Here is a 17,352-nt window from a genome sequence, read left to right as displayed (position 1 = left end):
AACTCGCACCCAGTGCAAGTCAGTCGCTCAAGGAGTAACGTCTCTATTGGGTGGGTAACTGCTTTATCGATTCTGTGGGCCTGCAAGACGGTAGTCTCGCGCAAGTAAGACAATGATGGCACTGTATCCCCCGTTAACGAGGGGGCTTTTACGCCTATAATCCAGATAATATAGATATCAGGCGGTGTTGAGCAGTTCCTGAATACGAGTCATGCTTGAGGTGAGTGTGGCAATTGGATTAGTTGTAAGACCATTTTCATAAATGAGCCACTCTGCGTCGGCGCTGACGGCTGCACGAACACATGCATTGAGGTCGACAACGCCTTCACCGAGGTTGACATGGAGTGAGTTGTCCTTACCAGGGATCGTATCAGTCAGGTGAATCAGCGAGATCCGATCGGAATAGCGGTCAAGGTACAATGTTGGATCGACATCGCCATGACGCGCAAGTCCAACGTCGAACTCAAGACCGAGTCGATCGTCTGTCTGTGCGGCAAACGCGTCATATGCGGTGTCAAAATCACCTGCTAACTCTGTGAACTCATAAGTATGGTTGTGATAGTGTACTTCGAAGCCCTCGTCAATGAGGCTGTCTGAAAGCGTTAGAAGTCGGCTTGCAGCTTCTGAAACCGCAGATTCGGAAGTGAAGCCATCCTCGCCGTAGGAGGGGATAATAATACGTTCACAATCCAAGGTTTGGTATGACTCAACTGTTTCCTCATAGTCGGTCTGAAGTATGTCGAGGCCGACGTGAGCACCGACAGGTCTGAGATCAGTGTCGTCAAGCGCGTTGGCGATAGCTTCGGGCGACTCGTCGCTTAATCCAGCGAATTCAACGCCTTCGTATCCTTTATCGGCAATCCGATGGAGTGTTTCTGTCAGCGGTTCCTCGAGATCACGGAGAGTGTATAGTTGAATCGCCGGTCGAACCATTTCACCGAAGAGATGTGAGCCATTAACATAGTCATTCCGCCATTCAAACGTCAAGAAACATATTATGTAGAAACAAGCGTAAAGCCTTACTTTTCAGGGCAAGTATCCTCGCTCCATGCATGCTCGGCGTCCCGCGCATACGTTTCATGCTGTTTGTGCCAGACAGGAACATCGTCTATGTTCCAGTATTCGAGAGCTTCACCTTCATGAGATAGTCTGAGCGATCCGTCGACGATTGAGCAGTAATAAAGGATGTCGATGCGGCCGTGTGGACCAAATTTGGCACTTGGAGCATGGAAGTATACATCAACTAATGTGATCACATCAACGTTGAGGCCCGTCTCCTCTTTGGTCTCTCGAATTGCAGTGGCAGCAGGCGACTCGTTTGGATCAACCCATCCACAGGGCAGACACCACGTGCCGTCGTCAGCGCGTTGCATCAACAGGATATCTCCTGCAGAATTAAATATCGCTGCTTCTGCTCCCACTTTTGGCGTGATATGTCCAAGTTCAGCGGCAAACCGATTGCGAACTTCAGCAGGGGGAAGCGAGAGCGCCTTTCCATAGTACAGACTCGTTAGCGTAAGTATCCGTTCATAGCGTTCTTTGTCGTACGGGTTATCGGCATACTCTACCCCATTCTGACTGAGAATACGCAATTCGTCGAGGAGGCGCATGAGATTCATGATTTGGTTTCGAAAGTCGATTCGTATTCAGATGGGTTAGGGTTACTGGATATCCCACCTACGGCGACTGTTCGATAAGATCGCTTCAAGGAAGATAACCGGGGGAGCACGAGATTGTCCGTCGTGGACTGGGGGTCTATGTATGCAAGCACTAGAGGATTGATGTGAGGACGGTTTCGAATTGGTTGCGTCACCGAAACTGGGACACATCGCAATCATCCGCATTTATTGACCACTCCCTCATAGATCAAATACAGAAAGTATTTACCATCATGCAGATGTTGGATTGGTGGTACCATGAACAACACACGACGGAATGTCCTGGTGGGACTTGGGGCAGTAGCAACAGTCGGTTTCGGTGCGACACAAGTATTCGGCCAAGCAGACACCAACATCGAAGTGAAAGAGGTCAACTACGAAGGTGAATACGTCGTCTTCGCGAATAACGGAAGTGAGGATGTTGACGTCTCTGGCTACACGGTTGCGTTTGAGTATGAGAACGACGGTACCGATCAGCGGAAAGCACTCGGTGAAAACGTGACGATTCCTGCTGGTGGGACGTTGACAGTTGCGACCGGTGCCGAAGACGTGCCCAATGCCGATGAGACGCTTGATTACAAGAGAAGTGTCCTCCGAAATGACGGCTCAGACGTTGTTGCACTTCTTACGCCGGAAGGTGAGGAAGTTGCGACGAGCGAGGATGCTCCTGTGACAAAGACGACAACCCCAGAAGAAACAACAACGACTGAGGAAGAATCTGACAAAGACTGTCCCAACATTGAAATTGAAGCTGTCGGGACAACCGACCCCGACGAAGAAACTTTTGCGACTTTCCGCGTCACGAATCATGAAGACAAAGCCCTCAAACTTGGGTATAGTAATGTAGTGACGACCGTCGGACAAGGGACGGTGACCGTCGATGCAAATAGTGAAACCACGTTCGAGGTTCTCGTAAATACATACGGGAGGGTAGAGTTGCGCATGTGGGCCGTAGACGGTCCCAGTAATTGTTTCCCTATCGTGAAAAACGAGATAGTCGACGACGATGGAGAGCCGGGGAAACCATCACCGACAACATCCGAAGGCGACAATAGTAGTAGCGATTCAGACTCTAGTGGTGACAACACGACGACCACACCAAATGACGGCGGGAAATCCAGTGGCTCGTCGGATGAAGACGGGAGTTCGAGTGGTGAAAAGTCGGGTACTGGCGACAAAGAAGACTGCTGAGTAGGCCGATTTCGTTTTTAGTGGAGTTGGTGGATAGCGTTCATGCATCTTTTTTTGAGTCACCCCCGGGATGGTCCACTTCCACTTATCTATGCAGAAGTGACCGAAACACCATCACTTCCAGTGTAAAGTACGAGTCTATCAGACATGGCGGCATCACTCTATGGAGCACTCACAATACTGGCAGCAATTCGCCACCACGATGCTACCTTCGCTCGGAGTCAATCGAAACTAGTCAGTATAAAATTCTCGGAGGGTATCTATTGCTCTATTCCTCCGAAATCCACCAGATAACAACTCGCAGACTCAATTTCCTCGCTCAACCTTCCCATCCTCCTGTAACCCCCTCAAGCCGTCGATGCGCAGACGACCGCTCAACCTCGAGCGTATCCGCCACCCACTGAGCGGTCGCTGTAGGAAATTCTGACTTGCGTATCGCCGTGAGATTTGGACAATACTTCAACACTCTGCCAAAATGCATATCTTTACCGGCAAAATATGGTAACTATGGTGCGCAACAGTAACATAGCTGGCCTCGGACTCGTAGGACTACTGCTTCTCGCTGGTATTATTCTCTTTATTTTCCCAGAACCAGCAACGTCAGGGATCGGCGTCATGCTCATTATTGCTGCCGTTATCATTTGGGCCGCCCAACGAATCTTGTAAGCTAAACCCAGTACCAACAGCAGAGACTACTATTCTTGCCATATAAGAGCTTTTCCTGTAATCTATCTCCAGTAGATGACTTCTCCTTCAACACCGATCCCTCTGGAATAGTGGAAGTCACCAACGAGAGCCACGACAACCCCGCTGAGCAGCAATACGTCGTCACGCTGGACGACGTGACCGATGACGCGATGGCTTGCACTTGCCCGCACCACGGTCACCTAAGCACGTTCTGCAAACACATGGCGGGCGTCGAAAACGTAACTGACGACGGAACACTCGACGTCTTCTCATCCAAGGACAAAGACGATGTCGACTCTGAAGGCTGCGACTGTGACGGCCTCGGTGGCTTCCCGTGCTGGCCGTGCATGCAAACAGGATTGGCGGAACTGCCGAACGAACCACCGCTCTAGTATTTTTTATCTATGTCACGCCAATCGACGTTTTCGGACATCACCGACCAGCGAACGTTGACGGAAAGTGCGGATACTTCGACCGATAATCGAGACACCAACAGCCCTCCTCGACCGAACACAACAGCACGCGGCCGACGTCACCACCGAGTATTCCTCTGATCTGCCGGTCGAAACGATCGACTGGATGATCTCACACAGAGCACAACAGCAAGCAGGCGTCACGAAGTAGGACCCTACAACGGACAAGATTGGGATTGCGTTGACCTGGAAGGCCTACGCAAAACACGGGTGGGAGCAATTCAGTTCCATCGTCCGGTACAAACTCATTCACGCCTGGCAGTTCCATAAGTTCGGCGACGCTGACCACGGCCGAACGTTCGACCGTTGGACCGACGCGCTTGACACTACTACTGCGAGCGGTTTAAGACGCCGAACTGATAGGTGGTCTGCACTGAATGCGGTAGGTGACTCCCGCGCTATCGCCGCTCAATGGTAGTCACGCAGCTCGACGAGTAATGCTGTGGCGATTGCGGCAGGTTGCTGCGTATCGAAGAGGCTGACGGCTCTTCTACTGCCTAATATAGTAGTCGAAGGAAAACTGACCGAAGAACAACGCCCATTCACCATCGAATACGCATGAGAAGCACCGAAACATCAGTTGAGAGATGTTGGCCGCTAAACGGTGATCTGAAGAACAGGCATCTAACGAACCATCGCTCTCGGCCCACGATTGGAGACAGTCAAGACAGAGAGAACCAGAATTGGTGAAAACAACTAAGTCATTATCGTAGTGAGCATTATCGTACGAATGTTCTACGACCGAGACGACGAACTCGACGTACTCCACACCGAATATGAGCGCGATTACTTCAGTCTCGTCATCATCTATGGTCGGCGGCGCGTCGGAAAAACCGAACTCATCAAAGCATTCTGTAACGGGAAAGAGCATCTGTATCATCTCGCCACACAGGACTCCGCAAAAGTCCAGCAGGAGAAACTCGCCGACGAACTCCGCAGTCTACCGCGACGAGCGAGTGCCACGGCTCGACGACTGGCACGACGTAGCTGACTATCTTGGCGAAACACTCGCTGACAGCAAGCGACTGATCGCTCTCGACGAATTTCCGTACCTCGTTACGTCGAGTGACACCGTCCTCTCGGCGTTTCAGACGCTTGTCGATACTCTACAAAGTGAGTCGACATCGACGACCATCTCGATGTCGTGACCCATCTTGGTCAGCATCTGCATTGCTTGCCGCTCAACGTTCTCGTCAAGGAGGACACGAAAGCACACAGAGGAAACCCCTCACAGATCCTCCGGGCCAGTAATTGCCGTCTCGGCACTCTCCTCAATGCGCGCCTGACGGCGCTGCTCGACCTTTAGCATCTCCTTGGGGTGGTCGTAGTAGTACGCGAGGGCGTGGTACACGTCGGCCACGTCGAGATTGTGACGATCGGCAACGGTCTGAGGGTCCAGACTAAGCCCTTCGACGCGCTCTTTGATGTATCGGACGGTGAGACGGCTGCCCTCGATGTGAGGTTCATCGTGCAGCTCCCGGACGATCCGGGCGGATCTCTGGGTCATCACACCGCTAGATAGGTGGCCCATCGTGTAAAGATGTTCCCCGATGCCATCCAGTTCAGTCCTCTCCGAACAAATTTCGTGCTTCCCCGAGGGCGGCGACCCAGCTGAATCCATTTCCGCTTATCAGTTCAGGTGAGAATACACTCACCCAAGAAGAGTGGATGGGTTGGAGCCATGTGTCTCACTGCTCCATGTTGCACAAGGCGGAAGTGCACTACACACCACCATCGCGAGGTCGGCGGCTTTCCCCATCCCGACGAGACCGGCAACGTTCTTGGTGCCGCTGCGAAGGCCGCGTTCCTGCCCACCGCCGTGGATAAGTGATTCTAATTCGACGCCGTCGCGGGCGTAGAGTGCGCCCACGCCGTTCGGGCCGTAGAACTTGTGGGCGCTCAAACTCACCAGATCCAAGCTGAGGTCGTCTATGTCGACGTGGATTTTCCCCGCCGACTTAACGGGTATTCGAGTGGAAGTATACGTCGTTGCTGCGTGATCCATGTAGATCATATGTTCGGTGGAGTGGGATCGTTCGATTGCTTACGATACGTAGTCTCGTTGTCGTCTCGACCTGTCGCAACTGTACTACATTAGGACATGCGAAGATCCTTTGCGTAGTAGACAGCTACGCCTAGTCCTCGGTAACGAGTTGATCAGGTACATCAGTTGCTGGCGCAGGCGGTTCGTGCGTTCCGAAGTCGGGGTGCGTCTCTTCCATCCAGAGGTACACAAGGCCGCCGGAGACGAACATTAACACCCCGGTCATATAGAAGGCAGCTTCGATGTTCACGAATTGCATCGCAAGCCCAATCAGAATCGCTCCGACGGCATAGCCAGAGTCACGCCACATCCGGTAAACACCCATGCCAGACGCACGCCACGTTGGATGTGCCGCATCTCCCGGAACCGTCATCAGATTCGGATAGAGCAACGCCATTCCAACGCCCGAAATACCCGCCATTACCGCCCACAGAAGATATCCGTCGACGACTGTCATCCCTAAGACACCGATACCAGCCACAAACATGCCCGCAATCACTGGCGGTCGCCGACCGATTCGATCTGCAAGCCCTCCAGTCCCGATTTGGAGGAAATACATCGCACTGTGGACGCCAACGACAACACCAACAGCCGCGATACCCAACCCTTGACTCGTGAGGTAGAGCGGGACACCAATCCAGAACAACGTATCAACGAAATTCTCTATGTGACCCGCCTGTGCAGCCGCAAATAATGTTCGATCACCATAGGTCGCTCGCTTCAGCACTTCGTTGAACGGCAAATTCGCGTCGTGATGGTCCTCGTCACCCTCTGCCAGTGCGTACTGAACCGTCTCCTTGACGAGGGTGATCGAGATGAGAAATGCCAGCACCACTACGACAGCGAGGAAGTAGAACGGCTGTGGGCGAAGGCTCGTCTGAGCGGCGATCGCGCCGGTAATCCACGCACCGACCGCAAGACCAGTGTACCCGAACGCCTCATCAATGCCGACGGCGAGACCACGCTGATCTGGCCCTGCAAGATCAATTTTCGCGTTCACTGCCATACTCCAGGTGAGTCCCTGATTGACGCCGAGCAGGATATTCCCGATAGTGATCCACCACCAGTTTGGCGCGAAAATCAAAATGACCGGCAACGGGAGTGCGGTCGCCCATCCCAGGATGAGCACGGGCTTACGACCATACTCTTCGCCCCATTTGCCAGCATAGAGGTTGATCAGCGATTTCACAATTCCAAAGGAAACGACGAACGAACCAATGACGAAGAGCGACTTGACACCGAGAACGTCACGGCCCAAGATAGGCACGACCGCACGTTCGGATCCAATGGTCAGTCCCGTCGCAAATACGAGTACAACGTGGAGGGAAAACTGCGAAAGGTGCTCACGAATGCCCTGCGTATATTTGGATGAATTTTCTAGTGCCATCGCTCTCGTTAGTTTGCTGCACACTGATTCGGGCCGAGTTCGAGTTGCCGAGCCTCTTCGTCCTCGACGTTCTCTTTTCCGGTGTTCACACGTTTGATCTGTTCATGGTTGGGCGGTGTCTCAGGGATATTTGCAGTGATCGCTTCAACAAATCCCTCCTGATCGTATTCCAAGACCTCGTTATGCTCACGGACGTCGTGAAGAGAGGCGGTCGTCGGTGGCTCGGGCGCACCTGGATCGTGGGCGGGGAGAACCAAGAGGTCGTCTGACTGGCCGAGGATCCGCTGCAGACTGTTGAATAGCGTTTGTGTACGTCCACGGATGGCTTCCTCGTTTCCACCCTCAAGGTCAGGGCGACCGACGCTTTCGAGGAAGAGTGTATCACCGGTTAGGAGGGTCTCCCCATCCACGTTGAACGTAACGCTTCCTTCCGTATGGCCAGGCGTATGGATGGCCTCAATCTCGAATGAGCCGATGGAGAGCACCTGCCCATCAGTGAGTGTGGTGATCGACGTGAGAGCACCAGCATCGGCACGGTGGAGGTAGTGAGGGATGTCGTGAGTCTCAGCGAGTTCCTGTGCGCCGGAGATATGATCGGCATGAGCGTGTGTTTCGAGAACCGCCGTTAGCGTTGCTCCGTGGGCATCAATTAGGTCGAGATAGTTCTGTGTGTACTGGCTTGGATCGACGACAACTGCTTCGCCGTCATCGATGAGAACGTACGAAAGACATCCGGTTCCCGGTCGTGCCACCTGAAGAAGCTGCTCAGGGCCAGTGGTTGGAAGTTCTGCCGCGAGATGGACACGACTCCAACCACGCATGCCCTCCTCAAGGGTCGACGCCTCATATCCGAGATCGGTGAGTACAGTCGTCGCTGTGTCGGAGACTGCTCCCGCTGCGCAGACGGTAACGATCTCTTTATCTTGTGGTAGTGTTTCGAGTGCCGATTGTGCTTGCTCGGGTGATTCTTTTAATGTGTCGTAGACATCGATATTGACGCTGTCCGGGATATGCCAGCTCTCGAACTCATCTTCGTGCCGAATATCGAGAATAAGGGGTTGACTGTCACCGTCCTCCAATCGGTCCGCAAGATCCTCTGGGGCGAGTTCTGCCATCACCTACTAGGTAGCTTCGACATCGCTATATCAGCACTGCCAGCTATAACTGGCATCACCTCTAATTACCTCACCTGTGTAGTACTTGGCGATGGCTGGAATTAGCCCCGAAGAACTTCGTACCCGACTTCAGAACGACGCTGATGTTCGAATTGTAGATATCCGCTCACCAGAAGATTATGAAGAAGAGCGCATCGAAGGGAGTGAGAATCTTCCCGTTCGAGAAGCATTACTGTCTGGAAATGTCGACGAGGCACTGAAACTGTTGGATGATCTTCCCGCCGATGCTGAAATTGTCACGGTCTGCGATGCGGGCCATGTCTCGGGGGAGACTGCAAACATGCTTCGCGAGCAAGGATACGATGCAAAGGCGCTCGAAAACGGACTCGAAGGATGGAACCAAAGTTCAGAGTAACACTCTTTCCTAGCTAGTACAACGATTTTATCGCCGACAACACCAGCTATAACCGGTAGTCTATATACGATACCGGACAGTATTTCACTACACCGATGTACGAGACCTCATTTAAAATCCGTCACGAATGCCCATACCGAGAGTTCTCTGAGCGATTTCCGGACGTCACAATCCGTGAGTGGCATCACCACGATTGCCAAGTTTTAGAGCTGTCAAGCACAACGGCACCATCCGAGGATCTTCTTGAGGAAATTCAGCACATCGGAGACGTCTTGCACAGTACAACCGACGATGATGGGCTGTACGTGGTAGCACAGTCGTGTAAATGTCCGATTGAGGACTCCATTATCAAGCGGTTTCAGAACCACAGCTGTGTGTACACCCCACCAACCATCTATCGACAAGGGTGGGAACACTATACGGTGATTGGGTTTGATGAGAGCGATATACAGGGGGTTTTACAAGATCTAGACGAATCTCGTGAGATCGACGTCCTCTCAAAAACCTCTATTGAGAAGCGTCAGCTCCCTCAGAGCACACTCTTCTCTGTCGATCGACTCTTCGCTGGGCTTACCGATAGGCAGCTCGCTGCTCTCCGTCTGGCTTTGGACAATGGGTACTACAGTCAACCGCGAGATGCATCGACGAAGGAGCTGGCTGAACAGACAAACATCGCCCGGGCAACGTTCGAGGAGCATCTCCGGAAAGCCGAGAACAAGCTCCTCATGAACGTTGAACCGTTCATCCGGCTCCTCACCGAGACACAAGTATCCGATATTCTGGGTACTCGATCGTCGCTGTCGTCTGAAATCGCAAAAATAGATTGACTCAATCATGATACAGTACCGTCATTCCGGATGAATTTGCTCAGCTGGCCACTCATCGAGGATTGTGAGAAAAAGACTAGTTTCGGTACTGAGTCAGAGTTGCAATACCGTAGATCGATAGGTCAACCACTATCGCCAGGATCGCAAGTCCGCTCGCAGCAAGCGTTAGTAACTCAGGAAGCTTCATCCACGTGGGGAAGACGTAGGAGGCCCACCCCTCGAAACTGCGGATAGTTCCGACAACGTCACCGGCGTTCGATGTCCGATTGTCGAGTTGCCATCCGGGAACTGTTTTCCCGGATTCTTCAGGAACGCTCAATCGGTCGGCAGAATAGGGCAAATCCACGCCTTTGTACTCCCAGACGATGTCTCCTGCTCGTTGATTAACATGAGGTGATCTACTGCCGCTTATACTCTCAACCGGCAGTCAATCGCCTCAAATCGCCGATTTTGGGAAATCGACCTCGCTGCCGTCACACGTTCTGTATCGGTCATAGAACCAATCAGCCATCTCGAAATGGGGTGAAATGACATGAATTAGACTGACATAAGTGATCTTGTTTCGATAATTCTTGGATCGGATCCGTCAGCGCATCATCAGTGTGCTGAGTCACGAGCACTGAGACATCGAAGGAATCTACAATTTCACCGATGAGATTCAAAGCAGCTAAGAGCATTCGCTCATCGTCGCCGCGCGGGAGATCCTCCGATCGATAGAACCAATTGAACGCCGGAAGGACGACTAGAGCAGTGTCGTCAGTGAGTTCAGGTGGAAGATCCTGGCAGAGACTTTGGTGTTGCCATGCGGTGAATGCACGTGCGATTCGGATGTGATCAAGGACGCGCATGGATGGTGTGATCCGCGAGAGTAGTTGTGTTGTCCCATGACCGTGGACGTCTATCCAAATAGCCGAGCCACCGCCGAGAAGCAAATGGTCGAGTACGAGCGACTGTAATGCGCCGGTCGCTCGCTCGTCTGTCTCGAGGAGTGTGACACCGTTGTCGAGAGCCGGAAGTTCTGGGAGGTCATAGCACCTTTTCCAACGCTGGATGGGGTTTGATTCGCATAATGATGTGTTGAAAACATCTCCTTCCGCTGAAGCTATCTTTATTGACAGTGCGCCCGATAGCTATGATGCTATGCCTGACACAATGCGCGCAATAGAGGTAGCTGAACCTGGTGCACCATTTGAACTTGTCGACCGAACAGTCCCCAATCCGGAAGCCACGGAGGTTCGCGTTGAGATCGAAGCCTGCGGTGTCTGCCATAGCGACTCGTACGCGAAAGAGGGTGGCTACCCAGGTCTTTCTTACCCCCGAATCCCCGGGCATGAGATCGTTGGACGTGTGGACTCCGTTGGTTCAGCTGTAGAACTGTGGACCGAAGGAGACCGTGTCGGTGCCGGTTGGCACGGCGGTCACTGCTTCGTCTGTGATGCTTGCCGTCGTGGTGAGTTTCAACAATGTGAAAATGAGGACATCCATGGGATAACGGTCGATGGCGGATACGCTGAATATGCTACTATCAACGCGGAGGCACTCGCTCGAGTACCGGACGAACTCGAACCAGTTGATGCTGCACCGTTGCTGTGTGCTGGAATCACGACCTACAACGCCCTTCGACACACCGACGCTCAGCCAGGTGATTTAGTCGCCGTACAAGGTATCGGTGGCCTCGGTCATCTTGGCGTACAGTATGCTCATCAAGCAGGATTCGAGACGGTAGCAATTTCACGCGGAACAGACAAAAAAGAGTATGCATTCGATTTAGGTGCTGATCATTTTATCGACGCGAATGCAGAAGATGCTGCGGAAGTACTCTCTGAACTTGGTGGCGCAATGGTGATCCTTGCTACAGCACCGAGTGCGACGGCAATCTCTTCTATCATCCCTGGTTTGGGAACGGACGGTGAAGTCGTCGTTGTTGGTGTCCCCGGCGACCCTATTGATGTCTCTGGAGCATCATTGGTTGGAAATCGTGGGACGATCCGTGGCTGGGCTTCCGGTCATGCCCGTGATTCACAGGATACGTTAGAATTCAGTGCACTTCGTGATATTACGCCCGAGGTGGAGGTATTCGACCTAACGGAGGCCGCTGAAGCATATGAACGTATGATGGAAAGCGAGGTTCGGTTTCGAGCCGTGATTGAACCCTGAACTTGATTCCATTACGAATAGAAGCCAAAGAACCACGAGAATGCGCGGCTAGCCCTGCGTCCGGCGGACGAACTCGTCGAGTTTTGCTTCGATGAGCGTTGCGACACGCTCACTGTATTGCCAGAGTGCGACGTTGAGCCGTTCTTCGGTCTCGTCGTCGAGTTCGTCTGCTCCACGAAGGACGGAGTCTGTGGTGATCTGTGGGTGATAGACACAGACCACTCCGAGTGAAGTATCCGAACTTGAGATTCCCGCCGTGTGGATTCCGTACTGGTCGGTTCCCCAGACACCATCGCCGCCCTGTCGTTCCAGTTCAGAATCGAGGGCATCGAGGAGTCGGAGTTCGTCCGCGGTGAGGATTGGCTCGTCACCGTCGAACAGTTCAGCATATGCCGCCGTCCGGGCACTATTCGTCCATTGTTCCAAGCGGGATCGCGCTCGTAGTACGAGCTGTCGCTCGTCTGGAAACTCGGCCATGCGCCTAGTAGGATGGCAAGGCCAATCAACGTTCGTACAACACGGGTCGCGGTACCGTGACTCTCGGAACCCTTATACATCATTCGGTTGTACAATTGTTTGTAATGGCAAACGGTAAAGTTGATTTCTTCAACGATACAGGCGGCTACGGTTTCATCTCGACTGAGGACGCGGACGACGACGTTTTCTTCCACATGGAAGACGTGGGCGGCCCGGATCTCGAAGAAGGACAGGACATTGAGTTCGATATCGAACAGGCACCCAAGGGTCCGCGCGCGACGAACGTCGTCCGCGCCTGAGTTACTCACAGTCACTGCACTGTGACGGACGGTACGGATTCATTTTTCAGACTACCGTTGTTAGAGCGGTATCTATACTCGTCCGAAGGGACTGGTGTGTAGGAATCCTGGTTGGTGGTTGCCGTGGATCACTCTTTCGCCCTCGGAGACGTGTGTTCGTCCAGAACCCATCACCTACCATGTTATGGACGTGGCCCGCCAACTGTAGTTCATGGCGACGATCGTCTATCAGGGAGTGGACGACATAGTCTCGGAAGAGATAGATGATGGGAAACTAAGCTACCGTGAGGAACAGTGACGGATCTGATTACCGACCACACCGACTACGAATCATTCGCTCGTGAGCGGCACTCAGAGACTCTCAATGACTACAGTGTATCCCTTAACGAAGCCCGAGAACGGGGGCTACTCAACGAACAAGATACTCGTCAACTGTGGCAATTGTTAGGTCTCCTCAGCGAAAACGATCTGTTCGTCCAGATCCCGGAGTGGTTGGCTGAAAAGAAGGTCCGTGTCATGGATAGATCTACACCGACAACGTTCGTTGGACACGTCACCCGGGAAACCGAGGATGCGATTCTTTTCGAGAATTCTGCGCCAGCTCGTCCGCTCATGCGGCTCGCACACGGGATACACTCTCTCAAACGCGGCATAGAAAACACTGGGGCAGATGACGACCGCCGCGAAGGGCTGGAAAATCGTCTTCGTGAAAAACGTCGAGAGTTTGAAAACCGAGACGATGCCTCCATTCTCTCCGACGAGTGGCTTCCGAAGAGCCAACTCATAGCGGCTGTTCAGCGGAGTGACTGAATCGACTCTGTAGTTTCGCTAGACGGTGCTACAATTAGCGAGAAATCACTCTTAAACAGTCAGTAGAGAGATATATGTCACGAATCGATTGCCGTCTCTCGGTTTTTCTGAAATCCAACCAGGGAACCGCTGGACAAGGCTAAAAATCACGCAATCAATGTGGAGATATACTGGCCAAAATACACCAAATCGACCTCCGCCTAGCGAAACTACAGAGCCACTGAATCAGTAGCTGATAAATCACCTGCTGAAACAGTGCATGGATCGGTCAGACGGACTAACTGGTGCTACCACCATTCTTAGGGCCGGGAGGTGCGTCCATCCAAACGTAAATGAGTCAACCACAATCAAGTCACTGGGAGTATAAGACACTTAGACCACACCGAGGCGAAAGCAAAAAAGAGGCGGAAGACCCCCAAGCCGAGTTGAATGCTCACGGGAAGGACGGCTGGGAACTCATTGAAACGATCGACTATACGGGGGGCGGAACAAAATTCCTCGTGTTCAAACGCCCTGTCGAGGCAGGTGCAAGTATCGATGAGGGTGACCCGCTGTGAGCGAGAGTACGGAGACTTCCGACATCAGTACGGCTAACACGATGCGTGAGCGAGCGGGCGAGAGCCGACTCAAAATTTGGCTGCTCCTCGCTTCGAACCGGCTTCAGGTTACTGCCGTCTTGGCACTGGCTGTGTTCGTGGTGTTTGTTGTGGCGGTCACCTCCCTTCCACAACCCTTGCAACCACAACTCAGGGCTGGTGACACAATTGAGACGATGTTCTCGACGATGATCGGAGCAATCATCACCGGCACCACAATCGTCATCACCATCGGCCAGCTGGTCCTCTCTCAAGAGAACGGCCCGCTTGGCGAGCAACGTGAACGAATGGAGAACTCGATGGACTTCCGGGATTATACTGAGGAATTAATTGGATCGCCTAGTCCGGCAGATCCGTCAGCGTTTCTTAGCGAAATCATCGACACCGCCGAACAACGGGCCAAAGTGCTCCGCGACGGCCTATCGGAAAGTAACAATGACCAGCTCCGCGAAGAGGTTGACGAATTCACCGACAGTCTCATCGGCAATGCCGAAACGGTTCACGATCAACTTGACGGGGCATCGTTCGGAACCTTTGATGTACTGTTCGCCGCGCTTAACTTCAACTATAGCTGGAAAATCTTCCAAGTCGAACGAATCGCCAACGAATACGAAGACAGTCTCGGCGACAATGAGACCGCCCTTCTGGACGATTTGAAGACTTCGCTCAGTCTGTTCGGCCCAGCTCGTGAACACATCAAGACACTGTACTTCGAATGGGAGCTTGTCACGCTCTCACAGATGATTCTCTATGCAGCAATTCCAGCGTTGGTCGTCGCTGGAATCATGCTCACGGTCGTTGACGGAGGCACGTTTCCTGGGAGCACGCTTGGCGTGGCAAATATGACGTGGACGATCGGTGTAGCGTTCACGATTACGCTTCTCCCATTTCTAATATTTGCGGCCTACGTCCTGCGGATTGTGACGGTCGCCAAGCGGACGCTCGCAATCGAACCGCTCATCCTCCGTGACTCACAACGGTAGGGATAGTAGATTCCCCAGAAGAGTGTATCAGTCAGGTCGTTTGGAGATGAACGATCTGTCAGCCGCGACGATGTCTCTTTTAGGGTTCTCGAGTGTCCCCCTCACTGAACTCCTCTTACTCGTCGGCACTCATCATATGGATACTGTTAGGGACAGTTTTCAAAGACCATATTGTCTACTCAGAGGAGAAACGTCTCAGATCCAGAGAATCCCGACTAGCGAGACAGAGGAGTTGAGCTGTCTGTACTAGCGATGTATTAGCCCTAGTATCCGGCTTCGAACATCATTAGCGGAGTCGTACGTTTGGTTATCAGTAGAAGCGAGCACTTCCTCGAGGGATTCCGTCCCACCCTGCGTTTCAATTTCATAGCCGCCATAGGCCTCGACCAATTCATCCGTCGTGGTTGGATAGTCGTGGGTTTCGAGTGCTTCATCAAGGTCACCAAGCTGTGCACTAGGGTCGCCGTGCTTCTGTTCGTCTTCACCGGCACGGTTACGTACCTCCTCTACCTCTCGCTCTGACTGGTGTCGCTCTTCGTCATCTGTCATACCTTATAGTAGGAGACCGATTCGGATAACGGTTGGGTCGCTCATCGAAATGACCACCTCCAGGACAACAACCACCTTCACAGACCCACCTGAAATCGATGCATACGCGCCACGAACTCCGCACAGATCGAAATGGAGGTACCGAGGGTGATCCACTTCCGCTTACTATGCCCACAAGAAGTAAATCACCCAAAATCACCGATTCTGAGAAATCGACCTTGCTGCCGTCACACGTTCTAGTTTGGTTATCAAACCAATCACGCAGCTTGAAACACGCCGAAATCCCAGAACATAGACTACTTTTTCACCGATTATGCGGAGTAGCCGACTTTGATCATCGAACTCAACGGCAGTGGGCACGCTAATATGTGCCACGAACTGGCCAGAAATTCGATCAAAGGTGATCAGGGGATTCCACTGTCGGTTATGGACTAAGGCGATAAAAGATCGCGTCATGCTGGATAAAGAGGATGTGTTGGACAGGAAAAAGAACGATAATACAAAATTTTGATATCACTTATTTATGTCTCCGCATCAGTGTCTTGCTGCGACTTCCGATACGCTTGGACTCCTACAGCGACAATCGCGGTACCGAGGAGGAGAAACGCGAGTGTCACCATCGTAATCCCATAAATCAAATAGTATCCAACTGTTTTGATAAATGTAAGTACGCCCATAACTGGGAGGAGATAGTAATAGACGTTCTCCCGTCCACCAACCGTAAAAGCACCACTGAGTGCAAAAATTCCGAAAAGCGCAGTCATAACCGGTGTATCTAAGCCCCACTGACTAACTGAGTACACCGTTCCCACGCCGCCGACTAATAGGAGTCCCCACCCGTTAAGTCGTCTTCGCCATACTCGCGTGTTCATAAGATGGTAAAATATCCTCTTGATAGAAATGCTACCGGTGTAAGATTCGCACCACGAATTCCGCACAGATCGATTCGGGGCCCCTGGGTGGTTGCACTGCCGATTATAGATTTCAGCAGAAGTGAATACTCCTCATTTTGAGTGAAATACTACGAGCCCGTTTTCACTCCTATCCACCCACGTTCGTTCTTCAGCGTAGATTGTACATCGCTTCGTACTATTCCTGCGTTTGACCGAAACTTCGATTATTCATTGCTAGTAAAACAGGCTATCAAAAGGTGAATACCACCGTTATAGAATCTCGTCATCGAGACTTTCTGGAGTAAGACTATACTTTTCATGAGCAACAGTGACCGTATCACCCACCGAGACATTCAGTCGATCTCGAATGGCTTCTGGAATACAGATGATTCCCTCTTTGAACCATGGGAGTCGACGAATCGCGAACCCAGAGCGCGGTTGCTGATCTTCGGGCTTAACCGTAATGGCATCACCAGCTCTGAGTTCAAGTGTGTCGATAGCCTTCTGATGAATTCGGACGTATCCACACTTTGGATCAGTGGAATAACTCTCTTCCACGGTCAGTATGACTCGTGGTGGATCAACCATAGATAGTACAGGTGGATCTTCGACTAACCTGTTTCGACAATCAAAAGAAAAAACAGGTTCAGGGTCAATCGTCAAACATCCGCTTAGCAAGCCGCTCAGTGTCGTCATCTTGCGTCTCTTCTAGGTCAATCGCAAGCTCACTCTGTGGATCATTGTATGATGGATCTTCGCTGGTTGGTACCACCACTCATTATAAATTTATT

General features: G+C 52.2%; 19 protein-coding genes. 10 read left to right on the top strand and 9 right to left on the bottom strand.

The window, feature by feature from the left end; genetic code table 11:
- Window positions 1-177: 177 nt before the first annotated feature.
- Both LIX00_RS25035 and LIX00_RS25030 read right to left on the bottom strand, forming a co-directional pair.
- Window positions 178-987, bottom strand: coding sequence for a sugar phosphate isomerase/epimerase family protein (locus LIX00_RS25035; protein ID WP_227357658.1), 810 nt, complete (start codon window positions 985-987; stop codon window positions 178-180).
- A 32-nt stretch (window positions 988-1,019) separates the two neighbouring features.
- Entirely contained in the window at window positions 1,020-1,619 is a 600-nt protein-coding gene (locus LIX00_RS25030; RefSeq protein ID WP_227357657.1) for an NUDIX hydrolase N-terminal domain-containing protein, read from the bottom strand.
- 297 nt (window positions 1,620-1,916) lie between these two features.
- Here LIX00_RS25030 and LIX00_RS25025 point away from each other — a divergent pair, with 297 nt between their 5' ends.
- The 3 genes from LIX00_RS25025 (at window position 1,917) to LIX00_RS25015 (ending at window position 5,000) form a co-directional block, all read left to right on the top strand.
- The gene (locus tag LIX00_RS25025) at window positions 1,917-2,849 is read left to right on the top strand and encodes a lamin tail domain-containing protein (protein ID WP_227357656.1); all 933 of its coding nucleotides are present in this window, start codon (window positions 1,917-1,919) and stop codon (window positions 2,847-2,849) included.
- Window positions 2,850-3,625: 776 nt separating this feature from the next.
- Window positions 3,626-3,928, top strand: a complete 303-nt coding sequence (locus LIX00_RS25020) for an SWIM zinc finger family protein (RefSeq protein WP_227357655.1) — start codon at window positions 3,626-3,628, stop codon at window positions 3,926-3,928.
- An 811-nt stretch (window positions 3,929-4,739) separates the two neighbouring features.
- A complete protein-coding gene (locus LIX00_RS25015; RefSeq protein ID WP_227357654.1) occupies window positions 4,740-5,000 on the top strand; it encodes an ATP-binding protein in 261 nt (86 codons plus the stop codon).
- A 237-nt stretch (window positions 5,001-5,237) separates the two neighbouring features.
- Here the strand turns inward: LIX00_RS25015 and LIX00_RS25010 are convergent, their stop codons facing one another.
- From LIX00_RS25010 to LIX00_RS24995, 4 genes are all read right to left on the bottom strand, one after another.
- Window positions 5,238-5,516: a DUF433 domain-containing protein gene (locus LIX00_RS25010; RefSeq protein WP_227357653.1), complete on the bottom strand. Its 279-nt coding sequence runs from the start codon at window positions 5,514-5,516 to the stop codon at window positions 5,238-5,240.
- 144 nt (window positions 5,517-5,660) lie between these two features.
- Window positions 5,661-6,014, bottom strand: coding sequence for an aminotransferase class V-fold PLP-dependent enzyme (locus LIX00_RS25005; protein ID WP_227357652.1), 354 nt, complete (start codon window positions 6,012-6,014; stop codon window positions 5,661-5,663).
- A 130-nt stretch (window positions 6,015-6,144) separates the two neighbouring features.
- Entirely contained in the window at window positions 6,145-7,440 is a 1,296-nt protein-coding gene (locus LIX00_RS25000; protein WP_227357651.1) for an MFS transporter, read from the bottom strand.
- Between the two features lie 8 nt (window positions 7,441-7,448).
- Window positions 7,449-8,555: an MBL fold metallo-hydrolase gene (locus tag LIX00_RS24995; protein ID WP_227357650.1), complete on the bottom strand. Its 1,107-nt coding sequence runs from the start codon at window positions 8,553-8,555 to the stop codon at window positions 7,449-7,451.
- Between the two features lie 91 nt (window positions 8,556-8,646).
- Between LIX00_RS24995 and LIX00_RS24990 the strand changes: the two genes are divergently transcribed.
- The 3 genes from LIX00_RS24990 to LIX00_RS24980 all read left to right on the top strand — a co-directional run bounded on the left by LIX00_RS24990 (window position 8,647) and on the right by LIX00_RS24980 (window position 11,954).
- Entirely contained in the window at window positions 8,647-8,970 is a 324-nt protein-coding gene (locus LIX00_RS24990) for a rhodanese-like domain-containing protein (protein ID WP_227357649.1), read from the top strand.
- 95 nt (window positions 8,971-9,065) lie between these two features.
- Window positions 9,066-9,797 (top strand): helix-turn-helix domain-containing protein, encoded by a 732-nt coding sequence (locus LIX00_RS24985; RefSeq protein ID WP_227357648.1) that lies wholly within the window; start codon window positions 9,066-9,068, stop codon window positions 9,795-9,797.
- 1,140 nt (window positions 9,798-10,937) lie between these two features.
- Window positions 10,938-11,954 (top strand): alcohol dehydrogenase, encoded by a 1,017-nt coding sequence (locus LIX00_RS24980; protein WP_438267130.1) that lies wholly within the window; start codon window positions 10,938-10,940, stop codon window positions 11,952-11,954.
- Between the two features lie 48 nt (window positions 11,955-12,002).
- Here LIX00_RS24980 and LIX00_RS24975 read toward each other — a convergent pair whose 3' ends face one another.
- Window positions 12,003-12,431 (bottom strand): DUF7539 family protein, encoded by a 429-nt coding sequence (locus LIX00_RS24975; protein WP_227357647.1) that lies wholly within the window; start codon window positions 12,429-12,431, stop codon window positions 12,003-12,005.
- A gap of 104 nt (window positions 12,432-12,535) precedes the next feature.
- Between LIX00_RS24975 and LIX00_RS24970 the strand changes: the two genes are divergently transcribed.
- The 4 genes from LIX00_RS24970 to LIX00_RS24955 all read left to right on the top strand — a co-directional run bounded on the left by LIX00_RS24970 (window position 12,536) and on the right by LIX00_RS24955 (window position 15,119).
- On the top strand, window positions 12,536-12,730 hold the full coding sequence (locus tag LIX00_RS24970; RefSeq protein WP_227357646.1) for a cold-shock protein: 195 nt from the start codon (window positions 12,536-12,538) through the stop codon (window positions 12,728-12,730).
- Between the two features lie 294 nt (window positions 12,731-13,024).
- Window positions 13,025-13,540, top strand: coding sequence for a hypothetical protein (locus tag LIX00_RS24965; protein WP_227357645.1), 516 nt, complete (start codon window positions 13,025-13,027; stop codon window positions 13,538-13,540).
- Window positions 13,541-13,872: 332 nt separating this feature from the next.
- Complete coding sequence (gene sp36, locus LIX00_RS24960) at window positions 13,873-14,097, top strand: Sp36 family protein (RefSeq protein ID WP_227357644.1); 225 nt, start codon at window positions 13,873-13,875, stop codon at window positions 14,095-14,097.
- Between the two features lie 41 nt (window positions 14,098-14,138).
- On the top strand, window positions 14,139-15,119 hold the full coding sequence (locus LIX00_RS24955) for a DUF7972 family membrane protein (protein WP_227357669.1): 981 nt from the start codon (window positions 14,139-14,141) through the stop codon (window positions 15,117-15,119).
- Between the two features lie 246 nt (window positions 15,120-15,365).
- Here LIX00_RS24955 and LIX00_RS24950 read toward each other — a convergent pair whose 3' ends face one another.
- A complete protein-coding gene (locus LIX00_RS24950; RefSeq protein WP_227357643.1) occupies window positions 15,366-15,668 on the bottom strand; it encodes a DUF5789 family protein in 303 nt (100 codons plus the stop codon).
- 1,163 nt (window positions 15,669-16,831) lie between these two features.
- Entirely contained in the window at window positions 16,832-17,149 is a 318-nt protein-coding gene (locus LIX00_RS24945; RefSeq protein ID WP_227357642.1) for a hypothetical protein, read from the bottom strand.
- Window positions 17,150-17,352 lie beyond the last annotated feature (203 nt).

This window comes from Haladaptatus salinisoli (genome assembly GCF_020614375.1).
GTDB lineage: Archaea > Halobacteriota > Halobacteria > Halobacteriales > Haladaptataceae > Haladaptatus > Haladaptatus salinisoli.
Note: the sequence above shows the minus strand (reverse complement) of the source record. Positions and strands in the feature narration are given on the sequence as shown.

What these genes read in the sequence shown, in the direction of transcription:
- LIX00_RS25025 (WP_227357656.1), top strand. Translation starts at nt 1,917, where the DNA reads ATGAACAACACACGACGGAATGTCCTGGTGGGACTTGGGGCAGTAGCA.
- sp36 (WP_227357644.1), top strand. Translation starts at nt 13,873, where the DNA reads ATGAGTCAACCACAATCAAGTCACTGGGAGTATAAGACACTTAGACCA.
- LIX00_RS25015 (WP_227357654.1), top strand. Translation starts at nt 4,740, where the DNA reads ATGTTCTACGACCGAGACGACGAACTCGACGTACTCCACACCGAATAT.
- LIX00_RS24985 (WP_227357648.1), top strand. Translation starts at nt 9,066, where the DNA reads ATGTACGAGACCTCATTTAAAATCCGTCACGAATGCCCATACCGAGAG.
- LIX00_RS24995 (WP_227357650.1), bottom strand. Translation starts at nt 8,555, where the DNA reads ATGGCAGAACTCGCCCCAGAGGATCTTGCGGACCGATTGGAGGACGGT.
- LIX00_RS24980 (WP_438267130.1), top strand. Translation starts at nt 10,938, where the DNA reads ATGCCTGACACAATGCGCGCAATAGAGGTAGCTGAACCTGGTGCACCA.
- LIX00_RS24955 (WP_227357669.1), top strand. Translation starts at nt 14,139, where the DNA reads ATGCGTGAGCGAGCGGGCGAGAGCCGACTCAAAATTTGGCTGCTCCTC.
- LIX00_RS25030 (WP_227357657.1), bottom strand. Translation starts at nt 1,619, where the DNA reads ATGAATCTCATGCGCCTCCTCGACGAATTGCGTATTCTCAGTCAGAAT.
- LIX00_RS25000 (WP_227357651.1), bottom strand. Translation starts at nt 7,440, where the DNA reads ATGGCACTAGAAAATTCATCCAAATATACGCAGGGCATTCGTGAGCAC.
- LIX00_RS24945 (WP_227357642.1), bottom strand. Translation starts at nt 17,149, where the DNA reads ATGGTTGATCCACCACGAGTCATACTGACCGTGGAAGAGAGTTATTCC.
- LIX00_RS24970 (WP_227357646.1), top strand. Translation starts at nt 12,536, where the DNA reads ATGGCAAACGGTAAAGTTGATTTCTTCAACGATACAGGCGGCTACGGT.
- LIX00_RS25010 (WP_227357653.1), bottom strand. Translation starts at nt 5,516, where the DNA reads ATGACCCAGAGATCCGCCCGGATCGTCCGGGAGCTGCACGATGAACCT.
- LIX00_RS24975 (WP_227357647.1), bottom strand. Translation starts at nt 12,431, where the DNA reads ATGGCCGAGTTTCCAGACGAGCGACAGCTCGTACTACGAGCGCGATCC.
- LIX00_RS24990 (WP_227357649.1), top strand. Translation starts at nt 8,647, where the DNA reads ATGGCTGGAATTAGCCCCGAAGAACTTCGTACCCGACTTCAGAACGAC.
- LIX00_RS24950 (WP_227357643.1), bottom strand. Translation starts at nt 15,668, where the DNA reads ATGACAGATGACGAAGAGCGACACCAGTCAGAGCGAGAGGTAGAGGAG.
- LIX00_RS25005 (WP_227357652.1), bottom strand. Translation starts at nt 6,014, where the DNA reads ATGGATCACGCAGCAACGACGTATACTTCCACTCGAATACCCGTTAAG.